This window comes from Micromonospora rubida, from assembly GCF_009908295.1.
Classification (GTDB): domain Bacteria; phylum Actinomycetota; class Actinomycetes; order Mycobacteriales; family Micromonosporaceae; genus Micromonospora; species Micromonospora rubida.
On record NZ_JAAALO010000001.1, the window covers coordinates 388,745 to 403,809 of the forward strand.

Annotated in this window: 12 protein-coding genes and 1 pseudogene; 5 read left to right on the top strand and 8 right to left on the bottom strand. The window is 73.3% G+C overall.

Features of this window, described 5'->3' with window-relative positions:
* The first annotated feature begins 311 nt into the window (after positions 1-311).
* Positions 312-869, top strand: a complete 558-nt coding sequence (locus GVV04_RS01630; RefSeq protein WP_328822152.1) for a hypothetical protein — start codon at positions 312-314, stop codon at positions 867-869.
* Between the two features lie 160 nt (positions 870-1,029).
* Entirely contained in the window at positions 1,030-1,398 is a 369-nt protein-coding gene (locus GVV04_RS01635) for an FKBP-type peptidyl-prolyl cis-trans isomerase (RefSeq protein ID WP_161683944.1), read from the top strand.
* 270 nt (positions 1,399-1,668) lie between these two features.
* On the opposite strand, the pseudogene GVV04_RS34225 reads toward GVV04_RS01635, so the two are convergent.
* Positions 1,669-1,980: pseudogene (locus GVV04_RS34225) on the bottom strand (STAS domain-containing protein); the annotation flags it as partial.
* 265 nt (positions 1,981-2,245) lie between these two features.
* Here GVV04_RS34225 and GVV04_RS01645 point away from each other — a divergent pair.
* On the top strand, positions 2,246-3,265 hold the full coding sequence (locus tag GVV04_RS01645) for an SMP-30/gluconolactonase/LRE family protein (RefSeq protein WP_161683946.1): 1,020 nt from the start codon (positions 2,246-2,248) through the stop codon (positions 3,263-3,265).
* 148 nt (positions 3,266-3,413) lie between these two features.
* On the opposite strand, the gene GVV04_RS01650 is transcribed toward GVV04_RS01645, so the two are convergent.
* The 5 genes from GVV04_RS01650 to pdhA form a co-directional block, all read right to left on the bottom strand.
* A complete protein-coding gene (locus GVV04_RS01650; RefSeq protein WP_161683947.1) occupies positions 3,414-4,673 on the bottom strand; it encodes a L,D-transpeptidase in 1,260 nt (419 codons plus the stop codon).
* Positions 4,674-4,900: 227 nt separating this feature from the next.
* Positions 4,901-6,583, bottom strand: a complete 1,683-nt coding sequence (locus tag GVV04_RS01655; RefSeq protein ID WP_161683948.1) for a right-handed parallel beta-helix repeat-containing protein — start codon at positions 6,581-6,583, stop codon at positions 4,901-4,903.
* A gap of 1,017 nt (positions 6,584-7,600) precedes the next feature.
* Complete coding sequence (locus tag GVV04_RS01660) at positions 7,601-9,082, bottom strand: dihydrolipoamide acetyltransferase family protein (protein WP_161683949.1); 1,482 nt, start codon at positions 9,080-9,082, stop codon at positions 7,601-7,603.
* Positions 9,079-10,095, bottom strand: coding sequence for an alpha-ketoacid dehydrogenase subunit beta (locus GVV04_RS01665; RefSeq protein WP_161683950.1), 1,017 nt, complete (start codon positions 10,093-10,095; stop codon positions 9,079-9,081). The genes GVV04_RS01660 and GVV04_RS01665 overlap by 4 nt, the downstream gene beginning before the upstream one ends.
* Entirely contained in the window at positions 10,095-11,327 is a 1,233-nt protein-coding gene (pdhA, locus tag GVV04_RS01670; RefSeq protein ID WP_161684596.1) for a pyruvate dehydrogenase (acetyl-transferring) E1 component subunit alpha, read from the bottom strand. Before pdhA ends, GVV04_RS01665 begins: the two co-directional genes overlap by 1 nt.
* A gap of 135 nt (positions 11,328-11,462) precedes the next feature.
* On the opposite strand from pdhA, the gene GVV04_RS01675 reads away from it, so the two are divergent.
* Entirely contained in the window at positions 11,463-11,906 is a 444-nt protein-coding gene (locus tag GVV04_RS01675; protein ID WP_201752889.1) for an Lrp/AsnC family transcriptional regulator, read from the top strand.
* Between the two features lie 61 nt (positions 11,907-11,967).
* Here GVV04_RS01675 and GVV04_RS01680 read toward each other — a convergent pair whose 3' ends face one another.
* Positions 11,968-12,789 (bottom strand): SAM-dependent methyltransferase, encoded by an 822-nt coding sequence (locus tag GVV04_RS01680; protein WP_161683952.1) that lies wholly within the window; start codon positions 12,787-12,789, stop codon positions 11,968-11,970.
* 106 nt (positions 12,790-12,895) lie between these two features.
* Positions 12,896-13,222 carry a hypothetical protein gene (locus GVV04_RS01685; RefSeq protein WP_161683953.1) on the bottom strand — a complete coding sequence of 109 codons (327 nt, stop codon included), beginning with the start codon at positions 13,220-13,222 and terminating at the stop codon, positions 12,896-12,898.
* A 349-nt stretch (positions 13,223-13,571) separates the two neighbouring features.
* Between GVV04_RS01685 and GVV04_RS01690 the strand changes: the two genes are divergently transcribed.
* Positions 13,572-15,062, top strand: coding sequence for a S8 family peptidase (locus GVV04_RS01690; RefSeq protein ID WP_161683954.1), 1,491 nt, complete (start codon positions 13,572-13,574; stop codon positions 15,060-15,062).
* Positions 15,063-15,065 lie beyond the last annotated feature (3 nt).

Here is a 15,065-nt window from a genome sequence, read left to right on the forward strand (position 1 = left end):
CGACGCGGAGGCGCTGCTGGCCGGGCAGCTCGACCGGCCGGTGTCCCACCCCGGCTGACCCCCTACGGACCGGCAGCCGGCGCGCTCACCGGTCTCCCGGTCCCATCGGTTGCGGTTGCGGTTACGCGATCATCAACTACGGTCGGACGAAGCCGACGGGGGGAAGGCCCGGCGGGGAAGGCCGACCGGACCGAGTGGATCGGGGTCCAAGGTCCCGGTCGGAAGCGGACCCATCGGCCCTGACCGGGACGTCGGTGACGATGTCCAATAGAACTGCCACCGGGAATGCGGTGCGAGGCACAGGAAGGGACGTGGAGACCATGGCCGCGACGATCGAGCGGACCACCGCCAACACCATCGCCCCATCGGGCGAGACCACCCGGCAGAAGGCCACCCGATACGTCCTGGCCGGAATTCGGATCGCCCTGGGCTGGACCTTCCTCTGGGCCTTTTTGGACAAGATGTTCGGCCTCGGCCACAGCACCGAGGCGAAGAACGCCTGGATCGAGGGGGGCAGCCCCACCAAGGGCTTCCTGGCCTTCGGCACGGCCGGCCCGTTCAAGGGGTTCTACACCGAGATCGCCGGCGCGGCCTGGGCGGACTGGCTGTTCATGGCGGGCCTGGCCGCCATCGGCGTGGCCCTGATCCTCGGCATCGGGATGCGGATCGCCGCCGTCGCCGGTGGCCTGCTGCTGGTGATGATGTGGACGGCCGTCCTGCCTCCCGAGAACAACCCCTTCATGGACGACCACCTCATCTACGCCGCGGTCCTGGCAGTCCTCGCCCTGCTCGGCGCGGGCGACACCTTCGGCCTCGGCCGGGCCTGGAAGCGGCTGCCCATCGTCCAGCGGTTCCCCTGGCTGATCTAGTCGGACGAGCACGGCCCCGGCGGGCGCCACCTTCCCGGTGGCGCCCGCCGACGCATGTCGGGACCGCCGGGCGCGGGACCGCCGGGCATCGGCAGATCGCGATCCGGCAGGATCGACGGCGACCGCAGTTAGCCGCAGCACCGAGCAGGAGGCGTACGACATGGACAAGCCCCAGGTTGGCCCGATCGAGGGCGCGCCGCCCGCCGATCTCGTCATCGAGGACCTCACGGTCGGCGAGGGCCCGGAGGCCCAGCCCGGTCAGCGGGCCACCGTGCACTACGTGGGGGTGGCCCACTCCACGGGCCGCGAGTTCGACGCGTCCTGGAACCACGGCGAGGCGTTCGAGTTCCCGCTGGGCGGCGGGAGGGTCATCGCCGGCTGGGATCAGGGCGTGGTCGGCATGCGGGTCGGCGGCCGGCGCAAGCTCACCATCCCGCCGCACCTCGGGTACGGCAACCAGGGCGCCGGCGGCCTCATCAAGCCCGGCGAGACCCTGGTGTTCGTCGTCGACCTGCTCGGCGTCCGCTGACCCGGGTGGGGTCGTCGGCCGGTGCCGGCGGCCCCACCCGACGGCAGGCCGTCAGACGCAGGCCAGCATGGGTGCGGAGGACGCCTCCGCCACGGGCACCAGCGACCCCAGGGCGCGGGCCAGCGACCCGAGCGCGGCCGGCTCCGGCAGGGTGACCGCCGGATCCGGTCGCGCCGACGACTCCCCCGCCGGGGTGAGGGCGAGCGGTGCCAGCACACGCGGCGCTGCCGCAGGCAGGGCGACGGCGGTCGAGGCGGCGGCGCCGTCCCGGACGGGGATGACGCGGTCCAGGCCGGTGACGTGCAGCACCCGGGCGACCACCGGGGCCGGGTCGACGAGCACCAGCTCCCCGCCGCGGGCGCGGACCCGTCGGTGCGCGGCGATCAGCGCCCGGACCCCGGCCGCCGAGAGCAGCCGGACGCCGGAGATGTCGAGCCGCAGCAGCGGCCGGGCCGGGGCGGCCCACAGCGCGGTGCGCAGCAGGCCGACGGTGGCGATGTCGACCTCGCCGGTCGCCCTCATCTCCACCGCGTGGTCCCCCACGCTGACCTGCACGTGGAACCGATCGCTGCGCTGCTCCATGACCACGAATCTAGCCCCACCCCCCGACAATTCCACCCTGCCAAGGGGTGACTCCGGGTACATCCAGGGTCTGACCCCGAGTCACTCCGGGTCCACCCTGAGCAGGAGATACGGCAACGCCGGGCACCCGGTGGCACCGGCCGACCGGGTACGGCTCGCGGGCGGGCCGGGCGGGCCCGGCGACCGTCGGGGTGCGGGCGGGCGGCCCCGCACGACACGCGCGGCGGGGACCGGGCCGGCGGCGCGGGCGGGCGACAATGACCCGATGGTCGTACCCCGCACCCGTGTGCCCCGGCCCATCCGGCCCGTCCGCGAGCCGGCCACCGTGCCGCCCCCGTTGAACGGGCCGTGGGAGGCGACCGACCTGCGGCTCGACGACGCGGAGCTGCTGCCGCTGGCCGAGGGCGCGCACGGCCCCGAGGACGTCGTGGTCGACCCGGACGGCCGGGTGGTCAGCGGCGACGAGGACGGCCGACTCTGGTGGTGGCCGGCGGACGCGCCCGCGGGCACCCGCTCCCAACTGCTGACCGAGACCGGAGGCCGGCCGCTCGGCATCGAAGTCGACCCGCGCGACGGTAGCCTCGTCGTCTGCGACGCCTACCGGGGGCTGCTGCGGGTCACCCCGGACGGGACGGTACGGGAGCTGACGGGCACCGCCCCGCCGGTACACCTGGCAAACAACGCCACCGTCGCCCGGGACGGCACGATCTACTTCACCGATTCCTCCGACCGGTTCCCGCTCTCGCACTGGAAGCACGACCTGCTCGAACACCGCCCCAACGGGCGGGTGCTGGCGTACGCCCCGGGCACCGGGCGCACCGAGGTGGTGGCGAGCGGTTTCTACTTCCCCAACGGAATCGCGCTCACCCCGGACGAGGCCGCGCTGATCCTGGTGGAGACGACCACCCACCGGCTGCTACGGATCGACCTGCCCGGCGGGGCGGCCACCGTGCTGACGGACCTGCCCGCGTACCCGGACAATCTGTCCGCGGTCGGCGACGGGACGTACTGGATCGCCCTGCCCAGCCCTCGGCTGCCGGCCGTGGAGCGGCTGCTGCCGCACCCGCGGCTGCGGCAGCTGGTGGCGCTGCTGCCCGACGCGGTCCGGCCGCAGCCGCGCCGCTACGGGCTGGTCGCGCTGGTCGACGGCGCGGGCACGGTGCTGCGGACCCTGCACGGCCCGCGCGGCGCCTACTGGATGATCACCGGCGTACGTCAGCACGGCGACCGGCTCTGGCTCGGCAGCCTGGTCGGCTCGGGCGTGGCCCGGGTGCCGCTCACCTGAGGGCCGACCGGGGGGCGTTTCCCTGTCGGCTGAGGGCCGACCGGAGGCGTCCCCTGTGCGGTGGGCGACGGGGGGGGTACCCGGTGAGGACGGCGACCGGTCCGCCACCGTGCGGTGGCGGACCGGTCCGGCGGTCGTTCCTCCCGTGTCAGCCGCCGCTGGCCGAGGGGGCCGGTGCGGGCGAGCTGCCGCCGGCCACCGCGCCGGGATGCTGCGCCGCGTGCGGGCTGGGCCGCAGCCCGGCCGGCACGGGCAACGCGCTGCCCTTCGCGAACTCGTCCCAGCCGACGTTCCAGGCCGTCCAGCCGTTGCCGGCCTGCAGCGGCACCTCGGTGCCCTTGACGGTCACCAGGTCGCCCACCTGGGTGTTTTCCATCAGCCAGTCGGCCGCCGTGGCGGAGACGTTGGCGCAGCCATGGGAGACGTTGGTGTAGCCCTGGTCGCCCTCGGACCACGGCGCCGAGTGGATGAACTCACCGCCCCAGGTGAGCCGCTGCGCGTCGTCGACGTCGACCACGTATCCGCCGTCGGGCTCGCCGCGGGTGTCGAACGTCGTCCGCTCGTGCTTCTCCATGATCACCATCTTGCCGCTGGAGCTGGGCGTGCTCGGCTTGCCGAGGCTGACCGGGATGCGGCGGACCAGCTTGCCGTCCCGGAACACCGACATCTGCTTCGTGGCGTTGTCGATGTCGACGGCGACCTGTCGCCCGATCTTCGAGGTGGCCTTGCGGTCGGCGTCACCCATCCGCTCCTTGCCGATCGGCAGCCCCTCCAGCGCCGCCCGGACGCTGATCGCGGTGCCCGGCCGCCAGAAGTCGGGTGCCCGGTAGTACACCTGGCTGCCGTCCTCCAACCACGACCAGGTGCCCGGCTGCGGCGGATCGGTCTTGACGAACAGCCGCTTCTGCACCGCCGCCCGTGCCTCCTTCGGCACGGCCGGCTCGAAGGCCACCGTCACCGGCATCGCGGTGCCGTACGTCTGGTTGCCCGCGAAGTAGAGGGTGCTGGTGATCGCCGGCTTCGTCGGCTTCGACGCCGTGGTGAAGGTGGTCTTCCGGGTGGACGTCCGCCCCCCGTCCCCGGTCGCCGTCACCTCGGCGGTGTACGTCCGCCCGTTCACCAGGGGCCCGCTGGGCACCCAGCTCGACCCGTCGTTCCGGGGCTCGCCGCCCAGCTGCCGCCCCTTGTCGTCGGTGAGCCGGACGGAGCTGATCTTCCCGTTCGTCACGCTGGTGCCCACCTCGGCGCTGATCGGGACGTCCCGGGCCCGGTCTGCGGGCGTCAGCTCGACCGCGGGCGGTGGCGCCGACTCCCCGGCTGCCTTCCGCTCGGCGGTGCACCCGCCGATGACCAGCGGCGCAGCTGCGATGGTTACCGCAAATAGCGTCAATCGCCGCCTCACGTTCATATTCCGCACCCCATTCCCATTTCCCCTTGGCCACATTCTGTACGGCCCGACGGGAGGCGCGACGCATCTTTCCTGGATTTACGTGAAACATTTTTCGGCAGTTTCGGCAACACCGGGGCGAAAGTGTTCCCGCCGACCTGACAGGACCCGGTGTCACGGTTCGGCCGGCTCACCCCGGACGACCGGTTCGCCCCGCCGTGCACCCGACCGGAACCGTCCACCGGCGGTCAGCAGTCCCAATCCTGGTCACCGTGGTTGCGGTCCCACCGGCCGCCGACCGGCGGGGTGTCCAGCCGGGTGGGGGCCACGGCGTTGCCGGCCAGGTCGTTGTCCTCCACCCGGCAGGCGACGCAACTGCCCCGCTCGGTGATCCACAGCCCGTGGGTCTGCGTACGCCTGTCGTGGTTGTCCCAGATCCGGTTGCCCCGGACGGTGGCGGAGTCGAACGGCGCGTTGATCGTGATCCCGGCCCGGCACTCCGGCGCAGCCGGCAGCTCGTACGCGGCACCGGGCAGGGGGGTGTCGCCGCTCCACGCACTGTAGGCGTCGGGGCGGACCGGGGCGAGGCTGAGCTCGTTGCCGTCGTTCGCAGCGACCACGGCGACCCCCCTGTCCACCCGCAGCACCTTGCCCCGGTGCCCGTCGTGCGGCCAGTCCGCTGCCCGGTCGATCAGCGACTGGGCGTCGTAGCGGACAAACTCCCCGCTGCCCCGGTACTCGTCGACGCACTGCCGGCCGTTGTTGCGGATCCGGTTGTTGAGCAGCACGGCGTCGACCATTGGGCGGTCGACCCGGATGCCGTCCAGGCCGTTGCCCCAAAAGTCGTTGCTGTCGATGACCACGTCCATGGCCGCGCCCTCGTAGCCGTGGCCCAGATCGTGCCCGTGGTACCCGTACGCCCCGTTCCCGCTGATCCGGTTACCCCGGATCGTGTACGGGCCGGGGGTGTTGCCCATGCTGACGCCGTCGCGGACGTTGCCGTCGATGACGCAGTCGGTCAGCAGGCCGCCCCGGCCGGCGATGCCGGACGTCCCCTCGGCGGAGACGTCGAAGCCAGCCTCCAGGTTGCCGATCATGGTGCAGGCGGAGACGATCAGCCCGTCGGCGCCCCAGTCGGAGATGCCGAACCGGTTGCCCTGGCTGTGGCAGCCGATGATCCGGTAGCCACGCGGGGGCGGCCAGTAGGGCTTCTGCAGCTCCAGGAAGATGCCGTTGGTGCCGTTGCCCAGCGTGGTGCAGTTGGCGATGGTGAGCCGCTCCACGGTGCCCCAGCCGCCGATGCCGACGCCGATCCCGGCGCCGCCCATCTCCTCGCCGTTGTCCAGCCGACCGCAGCCGACCGCCACGACCCCCTCAATCAGGCTGTCCTGGAGGAAGTCGCAGCCGAGCCCCGTCGCGGCGGTGTGGTGGATGTAGAGGTTCCGGAACCTCCCGCGCACCACGTACTGGAGGCCGAGCCCCTTGGCCAGGTAGTTGTACTCGGCCAAGCCCACGCCGGAGCCGTCGATCTCGAAGTCGGCGAAGGTGCAGTCGGCGATGTGCCGGTCGCGGTCGGCACCGTGTTGGACGGCGGTCCAGAAGGCCAGCGGCGTCGGCTCGACGCGGTTGCCCTCGTTGCTCAGCAGGAACCGGGTCGCGCCCGGTCCAGCCCCGATCAGCGACACCCCGCTGCGCCACACCGTGCCCGCGTCCCGGATGGAGTAGATGCCGGGCGGGCAATAGATCACCCGGGCCCGACCGTCGGCGGCGTACCCGGAACCGAGGCGGTCCACCAGCGCGGCCAGCGCTGGCTGATCGTTGGTCACCCCGTCACCGCACAGCCCGTACTCGGTGGCGTCGCAGTGCAGCGGCGCTCCGGCGACGGCGGGACGACGGTCCCGGACCTTGACCGGCACTCCCTGGAACGGCACTGCGCTCTCCTCTCGGACGGCGAACAGACGGGCGGTCGACGGCGCGGCTCGCACCCGTACCGCCACGGACGACCGGGACGCGGCCGCCGACGGCACCGTTTTCCCGGCCTCCGCGCCGGAAAACGGAATGGTGCCGCCGCTGTCCCGGCGCCTCAGTCAAGATTGCGCTCAGATCGGGGAAACAGTTCCCTCATCGCACCCGCGAGGCCACTATTTACCGGATCGCGCGCGATATTCCCCGCCGTGACGAGTTGACGGAATTGTCGGGGCAGTATGCCGGCAGGGCTCGGACACCTATTTTCGCCGGAAAGGACGTCGTCGCCCGGGCGAGGTGGTTCGCGACAAGGCGCGCCGAATGCGGGGACCGACGGGTTCGCGTGCGGACCCCGGGCCTCGGCGGAGTCGTGAGGGTCTCCGGCTTGGCCGGGCCCCAGGGGATGCGCCCGCTGCCGACATCATCGGCCCTGCCGGGACGGCCTTCACCCGGGGTGGCCTTCGCCCGGACGGCCGTCACCCGAACGGCCTCCGCCGGGGCGGCCTATCCTCCGTTGGCCCCTATGGAGCTGCCCCGTTTGTGCTACCGATGGAGCGGGCGCGTAGACGGGGCAGCTCCATAGGGGCTGAAGGGCAGGTCCCCGACCGGGTGCGGGCGTAATCGTCAGGCCGCCGCCACCCGACTGCCCGGTGCACGGGGCGGCACGGGCGACACGGGGCGGCGTCGCGGCGACGCGACTGTGCCGGGGCCCTGCGTGCGGACCGAACCGGACCGAACCGGACCGAACCCGACCGGGCCGACTGCCGCGGCCGAGCCCGGCCGTGGTCCGGCGCCGATCCGGTGCCCGACCCGGCCGGCGCCGTCACCGGCAGCCCGCGTGCGCGGGCCCCGCGCCGCCGCAGGCGCAGGCGCCACCGAGGGCGTAGCCGGCGATCGTCGCCCCGCCGCGCCTTCGGGTGCACCTCTTGTCGCCAGGGCAGCAAGAGACGCACCCGAAGGACGGCGCGCCAGGACCGGCGCGGTCAGACGTTCGCCACCAGCAGGGCTGGCTGTTCGACGCAGTCGGCGACGTGCCGCAGGAAGCCCCCGGCCACCGCGCCGTCGCAGACCCGGTGGTCGAAGGTGAGGCTGAGCTGCGTCACCTTTCGTACGGCGAGCTGCCCGTCGACCACCCACGGCTTGTCCACGATCCGGCCCACCCCGAGCAGTGCGGCCTCCGGGTGGTTGATGATCGGGGTGGAGCCGTCGACCCCGAACACCCCGTAGTTGTTGAGGGTGAAGGTGCCGCCGGTGAGGCGGGCCGGGGGCAGTGCGCCGGCCCGGGCCGCGGCGGTGGTCTCGGCGAGGGCCACGGACAGCTCCCGGGTGGTGAGCAGCTGGGCGTCGCGCAGCACCGGGACCAGCAGGCCCCGGTCGGTCTGCGCGGCGATGCCCAGGTGCACCCCACGGGACTGGACGATCCGCTGCCCCTCGGTGTCGACGTGCGCGTTGAGCTGCGGGAACCGGCGCAGGCCGCTGAGGCAGATCCGGGCCAGCAGGGCCAGGATGCTCACCGGCTGGTCCGGCGTCGCGGCGTTGATCGCCCGCCGGGTCTGCACCAGCGCGGTGGCGTCCGCGTCGACCCAGATGGTCACCTCGGGGATCTCCCGCCGGCTGCGGGAGAGCTTGTCGGCGATCGCCTTGCGGATGCCGGTGAGCGGGATGACGAGGTCCTCGTCGCCGGCCGCCCGGACGGGCTCGGGCCGGGCCGACACCGGGGCGAGCCGGGGGGCCAGGTCGAGTGGGGTGGTCTGGGCGAGCGGGGTGGCCTGGGCGAGCGGGGTGGCCTGGGCGAGCGGGGTGGCCTGGGCGAGCGGGGTGGCCTGGGCGGCGAGGGCCGCCTCGACGTCGACCCGGCGGACCACCCCGCCGGGGCCGGTGCCCCGCAGGGTGGCCGGGTCGATGCCGTGCTCGCGGGCCAGCCTCCGGACGATCGGCGAGATGACCAGCGCCGACCCGGTCCCGGTGCCCGCCACCGGGGCGAGCGCGAGAGCCACAGCCGGGGCCACGGCCGGAGTGACGGCCGGGGTTGCGGCCGGGGCCACGGCCGGGGTTGCGGCCGGCGGTTCCGGGGCGATCGCGAGGCGGGGGCGACGACGCCGCCGGCCCGTCCCGCCGTGCCCGGTGCCGTACCCGATGAGGACGTTGCCGGAGCCGGCGCGCTCCTCCTCCCGGTAGGCGGCGTGCTCGGCGGGCTCGCCGCCGACGCCGGCGGGCGGCGCGATGGTGATCAGTGGCTGGCCGACCGGGCGCATCTCGCCGGCCGCGCCGTGCAGGGCCACGACCAGGCCGGCGTACGGGCAGGGCACGTCCACGACCGCCTTGGCGGTCTCCACCTCGACGACGGTCTGGTCCACGGTCACGGTGTCGCCCACGGCGACCCGCCACTCGACGATCTCCGCCTCGGCCAGCCCTTCGCCCAGGTCCGGCAGGAGGAAGACCTGGGTACGGTCGACGGTGGTCATGCCGCGCTGCCCTGGGCCAGCCAGCGCGGGTCGGGCCGGTCGTCCCACTGGAGCCGGGCCACCGTGTCGAGCACCCGGTCCACCCCGGGCAGGTGGGTGTGCTCCAGCATCGGCGCCGGGTACGGGATGTCCAGCCCGGACACCCGCAGCACCGGGGCGTGCAGGGCGTGGAAGCAGCGCTCCTGCACCCGGGCGGCGATCTCGGCGCCGACCCCGGCGAAGCCCTGCGCCTCCTGGATCACCACGCACCGGCCGGTCCTGCGCACGGAGGCGGCGATGGTGGCGTCGTCGAGCGGGACGATGGTGCGCACGTCCACCACCTCCAGGTCCCAGCCCTCCTCGCGGGCGGCCTCGGCGGCCTCCAGCGCGACCGGCACCGCCGGCCCGTACGCGATCAGGGTGGCGTCGCGGCCGGGGCGGCGCACGACGGCCCGGCCGAACGGCTCGGTGCGGGTGGGCAGCTCGGCCTCGGCGCTGGAGAAGTAGAGCTTCTTCGGCTCCATGAAGACCACCGGGTCGGGGTCGGCGATCGCCTCGCGCAGCAGCGAGTACGCGTCGTCGACGGTCGCCGGGGTGACCACCTTCAGGCCCGGGGTGTGCGCGTAGTACGCCTCGGACGAGTCGCAGTGGTGCTCGACCCCGCCGATGCCGCCCGCGTACGGCACCCGGATGACCATGGGGACGCTCAGCGCGCCCCGGGTGCGGTTGCGCAGCTTGGCCACGTGCGAGGCGATCTGCTCGAACGCCGGGTACGCGAACGCGTCGAACTGCATCTCCACGACCGGCCGCATCCCGGACATGGCCAGGCCGACGGCGAAGCCGACGATGCCCGCCTCGGCGAGCGGGGTGTCGAAGCAGCGCCTGTCGCCGAACCGGGCCTGGAGCCCGTCGGTGATCCGGAAGACGCCGCCGAGCTTGCCGACGTCCTCGCCGAAGACGAGCACCCGCTCGTCGTCGGCCAACGCGTCGGCGAGCGCGGCGTTGAGCGCCTTCGCCATGGTGGTGGCGCCCATCAGCCGTTCCCCTCGGACTCCCGGTCGGCGGTCAGTTCGGCGCGGACCAGCTCGCGCTGCTCGACGAGCTGCGGGGTCGGCTCGGCGTAGACGTGGTCGAAGAGGCTGAGCGGGTCGACCTCCGGCTGGATGTGCATCCGCTCGCGCAGGTCGGCGGCGTACGCCTCGGCCTGCTCGGCGATCGCGGCGATCGCGGCGTCGTCGAGCACCTCGCGCGTGCGCAGGTACGTCTCCAGCCGGGCGATCGGGTCGCGGTCGCGCCAGGTGTCGACCTCGGCGCCGTCGCGGTAGCGGGTGGCGTCGTCGGCGTTGGTGTGCGGCTCCATCCGATAGGTGTGCGCCTCGACCAGGAACGGGCCCTGGCCGGCGCGGGCGTGCTCGACCGCGCGGGCCAGCACGGCGAGCACGGCGACGGGGTCGTTGCCGTCGACCTGCTCGCTGGGCACGCCGTACCCGACGCCCTTGTACGCCAGCGACGGCGCGGCGGTCTGCCGGGACAGCGGGACGCTGATGGCGTACTTGTTGTTCTGCACGAAGAACACGACGGGGGCCTTGAACACGGCGGCGAAGTTGATCCCCTCGTGGAAGTCGCCCTCGCTGGTGGCGCCGTCGCCGATGAAGGCCAGCGCGACGGTGTCCCGCCCCTGGTGGGCCTCCCCGTAGGCGAGCCCGGCGGCGTGCACGCACTGGGTGGCCAGCGGCGTGCACTGCGGGGCGGTGTGCCGCTGCGCGGGGTCGTACCCGCAGTGCCAGTCGCCGCGCAGCAGGGTGAGCACCTCGACGGGGTCGATGCCCCGGGAGACCAGCGCCATCGACTCGCGGTAGGTGGGGAAGACCCAGTCGGTGTCCCGGACGGCGAGCACGGCGCCGACCTGGCAGGCCTCCTGGCCCCGCGAGGAGGGGTAGACGGCGAGCCGGCCCTGCTTGGTCAGGGCGGTGGCCTGGGTGTCGAACCGGCGACCGACCACCATTCGGCGGTACAGCTCGCGGAGCGCCTCGGCGGGCGGCTCGGGATAGTCGGCGCGGGCCGGCAGCGGGGTGCCGTCGGGGTCGAGCAGTCGCACCGGCTCCGTCTGTGGCAGCAGGCCGGCGGTCGGGTCGGTCGTCGCCTGCCCGCGGGCGGGGGCCTTGGTGGGCTTCTTGGCCGGTGGGCGGGTGCGCGGGGATGCCCTGCGGACCGCCTGGGGTGTGCTCGTCACGGCGGGGACCTCCTGGACGTGTGGTGGCCCTATGCTCCTGCCGTTGGATGATTGACTCAAGATTCACGATGAACGTAGGACGAATGGCACTGGGGAGGGCTTGAGGTGAGCCAGGGGACAAATCCGGAGCCGGGCGGAACGGGCGGGGCGGGACGTTCGGCCGGGCCGCTGGACGAGGTCGACCGGCGCATCCTCGACGAGTTGGTCCGCGACGGCCGAATCTCCATCCGTACGCTCGCGGAGCGGGTGCACGTCTCCCGCACCAACGCGTACGCCCGGGTGGAGCGGCTGCTGCGCGACGGCGTGATCACCGGGTTCCGGGCCCAGGTCGCTCCGGAGCCGGCCGGGCTGGGCACCTCGGCGTACATCGCGCTGACCATCCAGCAGAACACCTGGCGGGAGGTGTCGGCCGAGCTGGCCCGGGTGCGCTACATCGAGCACGCGGCCCTGCTCGGCGGCGAGCACGACGTCCTCGCGCTGGTCCGGGCACCGGACAACGCCACCCTGCGGGACGTGGTGCTGGCCCGGGTGCAGAGCATCTCCGGGGTGCTGTCGACCCGGACCTGGCTGGTCTTCGAGGAGTTCGACGGCGCGCAGAGCCCCTGGGAGTGAGCCCGCGCCCGGCTCAGCGTTCCGGTGGGTTGACCCGCCTCCCGGCGGATCGGGCCCGCGGTCAGGGCTTGCGGGCCACGCAGCCGTACTGCGGGACGGTGACCGGCTCCTCCCCGTCGTCCGGCCGCCACCGCCCGCACGACACCAGCCCCGGATCGATCAGCTCCAGGCCGTCGAGGAACCGGGTGATCTCGGCTGCGGTGCGGGACCGGATCGGCGGGGCGGCGTTCTCGTTCCAGAACTTCATGGCCGGCACGTTCGCCTCGCCACCCAGCTCGACGGTCGGGTGGGTGAGCGCCAGGAAGCTGCCCGGCGGCATCTCGTCCATCAGCCGGCGGACTATCGCCACGGCCTCGTCGGTGTCGAGCACGAAGTTGAGGATGCCCAGCATCATCACCGCCACCGGCCGGTCGAGGTCCAGTGTCCGGGCGGCGCCGGCGAGGACCGACGCCGGGTCGTGCACGTCGGCCTCCAGGTAGTCGGTGGCACCCTCGGCGGAGCTGGTCAGCAGGGCCCGGGCGTGCACCAGCACCATCGGGTCGTTGTCGACGTAGACGATCCGGGAGTCGGGGGCGACGGCCTGCGCGACCTGGTGGGTGTTGTCGGCGCTGGGCAGGCCGGTGCCGATGTCGAGGAACTGCCGGACGCCCGCCTCGCCGGCCAGGTGCCGCACCGCGCGGGCGAGGAAGCGTCGGTCGGCCCGGGCGACCTCCTGGATGACCGGGAACGTGGTGCGGACGTGCTCCCCGACCCGGCGGTCCGGCTCGAAGTTGTCCTTGCCGCCGAGCCAGTAGTTCCACACCCGGGCGTTGTGCGCCACTGAGGTGTCGATGCGCTCCGCCCGTTCCCCGTTGCGGACCCCGACGTCGCCGGCCTCTGACACGAAAACTCCTCGACTGTCGCTGTTGTCCGGTCAGCGTAGCCGAGCCTGTGGCCACCGCCACGCCGTGGCCGGATGGTCGGACAGGACGTGTGGACGTTGGGGACGGTCAGGACAGCAGCGTCACGCCGACGACCATCAACGGCAGCGAGACGAACAGGAAGATGCCGACCCCGGTGAGCACCCGGCCGCCGCCCGCGTCCTCGCGCTCCGGGGCGAGCCCGAACGTCGCCCGGGCCGGCAGCATGCCGATCCGGCTCAGGGTCAGGTCGCCGGTCAGCCCGAGCAGGGTGCCGACCACGATGAGCGCGACACCGAACCGGAAGACGAAGTCGCCCCCGCCGACCACCGTCCACACGCCCACGGCGGCGGCCACCGCCACGAGCGCGATGACGAACAGCACGAGCGCCTCCCGCAGGCCCCTGACCACCGTCATCGCTCGCCGCCTCCTCCGGCCGGCCGGTTGCCGGCGTCGCACCGACACCCCGCCGCCGGGCACCCCGGCGACGCCCGGTGACATTCTGCCGGTCGGAACCCCTCTACGCTGCACCTGTCCCCTATGGCTCGAAGGAATGCCGGCCACGAACGCGCCGGCGAGTAGGGGTCCGCGCCGGACGGCCTGCATTGCCACCGTCTGACAGGTCCTGTTTGGCCGGACGGAGGTTTGTAACGCCGCGACGAATTCCTACGCTGTGTTCCGGAAGCGGGCGCCCCGTCCGCTTCCCGCCGAGCCGCGCCTCCGCCAGGGGCGCGAACCGGCCTGAAACAGCCCCCTGGGAGTCTGTGTGAAGAACCTCCGTCGCAAGACCCTGGCCGCCGCGTCCTCCGTGACGCTCGGCGTCGGTCTCGCCCTCACCGGCGGACTGGCCCCGGCGGCGGCCGCCGGCCCGGACGCCACCTACCTCGTCGTCGCCCCACTGGGCAGCAAGGCCGACAGGGCCGCCGCCCGGGTGGCCGCCGCCAACGGCACGGTGGTGGCCCGCTACGACCAGATCGGCGTGCTCGTCGCCCGCTCCACCAACCCGAACTTCGCCACGGACGTGAAGGGCGCCGGCGTCGAGGCGGCGGCCTCCACCGCCGGCCTCGGTACCGCCCTCGAAGAGGGCGAGACCGTGGAGGTCCCGGCGGCCAACGTCGTCAACTCCACGGGCGACCCGACCGCCGAGCCGATGTACGGCCAGCAGTGGGACATGCCGATGATCGGCGTCCCGCAGGCCCACGCGGTCAACAACGGCCGCCCGAGCGTGGTCGTCGGCGTGCTGGACAGCGGCATCTCCAGCAGCCACCCCGACCTGGCCGGCCAGATCGCCAAGGACAAGAGCGCGTCCTGCGTCGGCGGTGTCGTCGACACCACCGAGGCGGCCTGGAACCCGACCTCCTCCGACCACGGCACCCACGTCGCCGGCACCATCGCCGCCGCCGTCAACGGTGTCGGCGTCACCGGTATCGCCCCGGGCGTCAAGGTCGCCGCAGTCAAGGTGGTCAACGACGACGGCTTCATCTTCCCGGAGTCCGCGGTCTGCGGGTTCATCTGGGCGGCCGATCACGGCATGCAGCTGACCAACAACAGCTACTTCGTCGACCCGTGGGAGCTGAACTGCCGCAACGACCCGCGGCAGCGTCCGGCGTGGACCGCGATCCACCGGGCCATCCGCTACTCGCAGAGCAAGGGCGTGCTGAACGTGGCGTCCGCCGGTAACTCGAACTGGGACCTCGCGGGCAAGATCACCGACGACGGCAGCCCGAACAACGGCACCCCCGAGACCCGGCCGGACCTGGGCAACGAGTGCCGCGTCCTGCCGGCCGAGGTGCCGGGCGTGGTGACCGTGTCGGCGGTCGGCCCGACCGGGCAGAAGAGCTACTACTCGTCGTACGGCAAGGGCGTCGTCGAGGTGACCGCCCCGGGCGGCGACACCCGGTTCCGCACCCAGGGCGCGCAGTCGACCATCGCCGACGGCATCCTGTCCACCACCTTCAACACCGCCACCCGCACCAACGGCTGGGGCTACAAGCAGGGCACCTCGATGTCCTCCCCGCACGCGACCGGCGTCGCCGCCCTGGCGCTGTCGGCCCACCCGAGGATGGGGCCGCTGCAGCTGACGCTGTTCCTCCAGCTCACGTCGGTGGCTCAGGCGTGCCCGGCGGGCGCGGTGTACAACCCGGTGCCGCTGATCGCGGCCGGCCCGCACGCGTACGACTCGACCTGCTCCGGCGGGAAGTACTACAACGCGTTCTACGGCTCGGGCATGGTCAACGCGTACAACGTGGTGAAGTGACCG

Coding starts and splice junctions, on each gene's coding strand:
- GVV04_RS01645 (WP_161683946.1), top strand. CDS start 2,246: ATGGTCGTACCCCGCACCCGTGTGCCCCGGCCCATCCGGCCCGTCCGC.
- GVV04_RS01650 (WP_161683947.1), bottom strand. CDS start 4,673: ATGAACGTGAGGCGGCGATTGACGCTATTTGCGGTAACCATCGCAGCT.
- GVV04_RS01660 (WP_161683949.1), bottom strand. CDS start 9,082: ATGACCACCGTCGACCGTACCCAGGTCTTCCTCCTGCCGGACCTGGGC.
- GVV04_RS01685 (WP_161683953.1), bottom strand. CDS start 13,222: ATGACGGTGGTCAGGGGCCTGCGGGAGGCGCTCGTGCTGTTCGTCATC.
- GVV04_RS01665 (WP_161683950.1), bottom strand. CDS start 10,095: ATGGGCGCCACCACCATGGCGAAGGCGCTCAACGCCGCGCTCGCCGAC.
- GVV04_RS01635 (WP_161683944.1), top strand. CDS start 1,030: ATGGACAAGCCCCAGGTTGGCCCGATCGAGGGCGCGCCGCCCGCCGAT.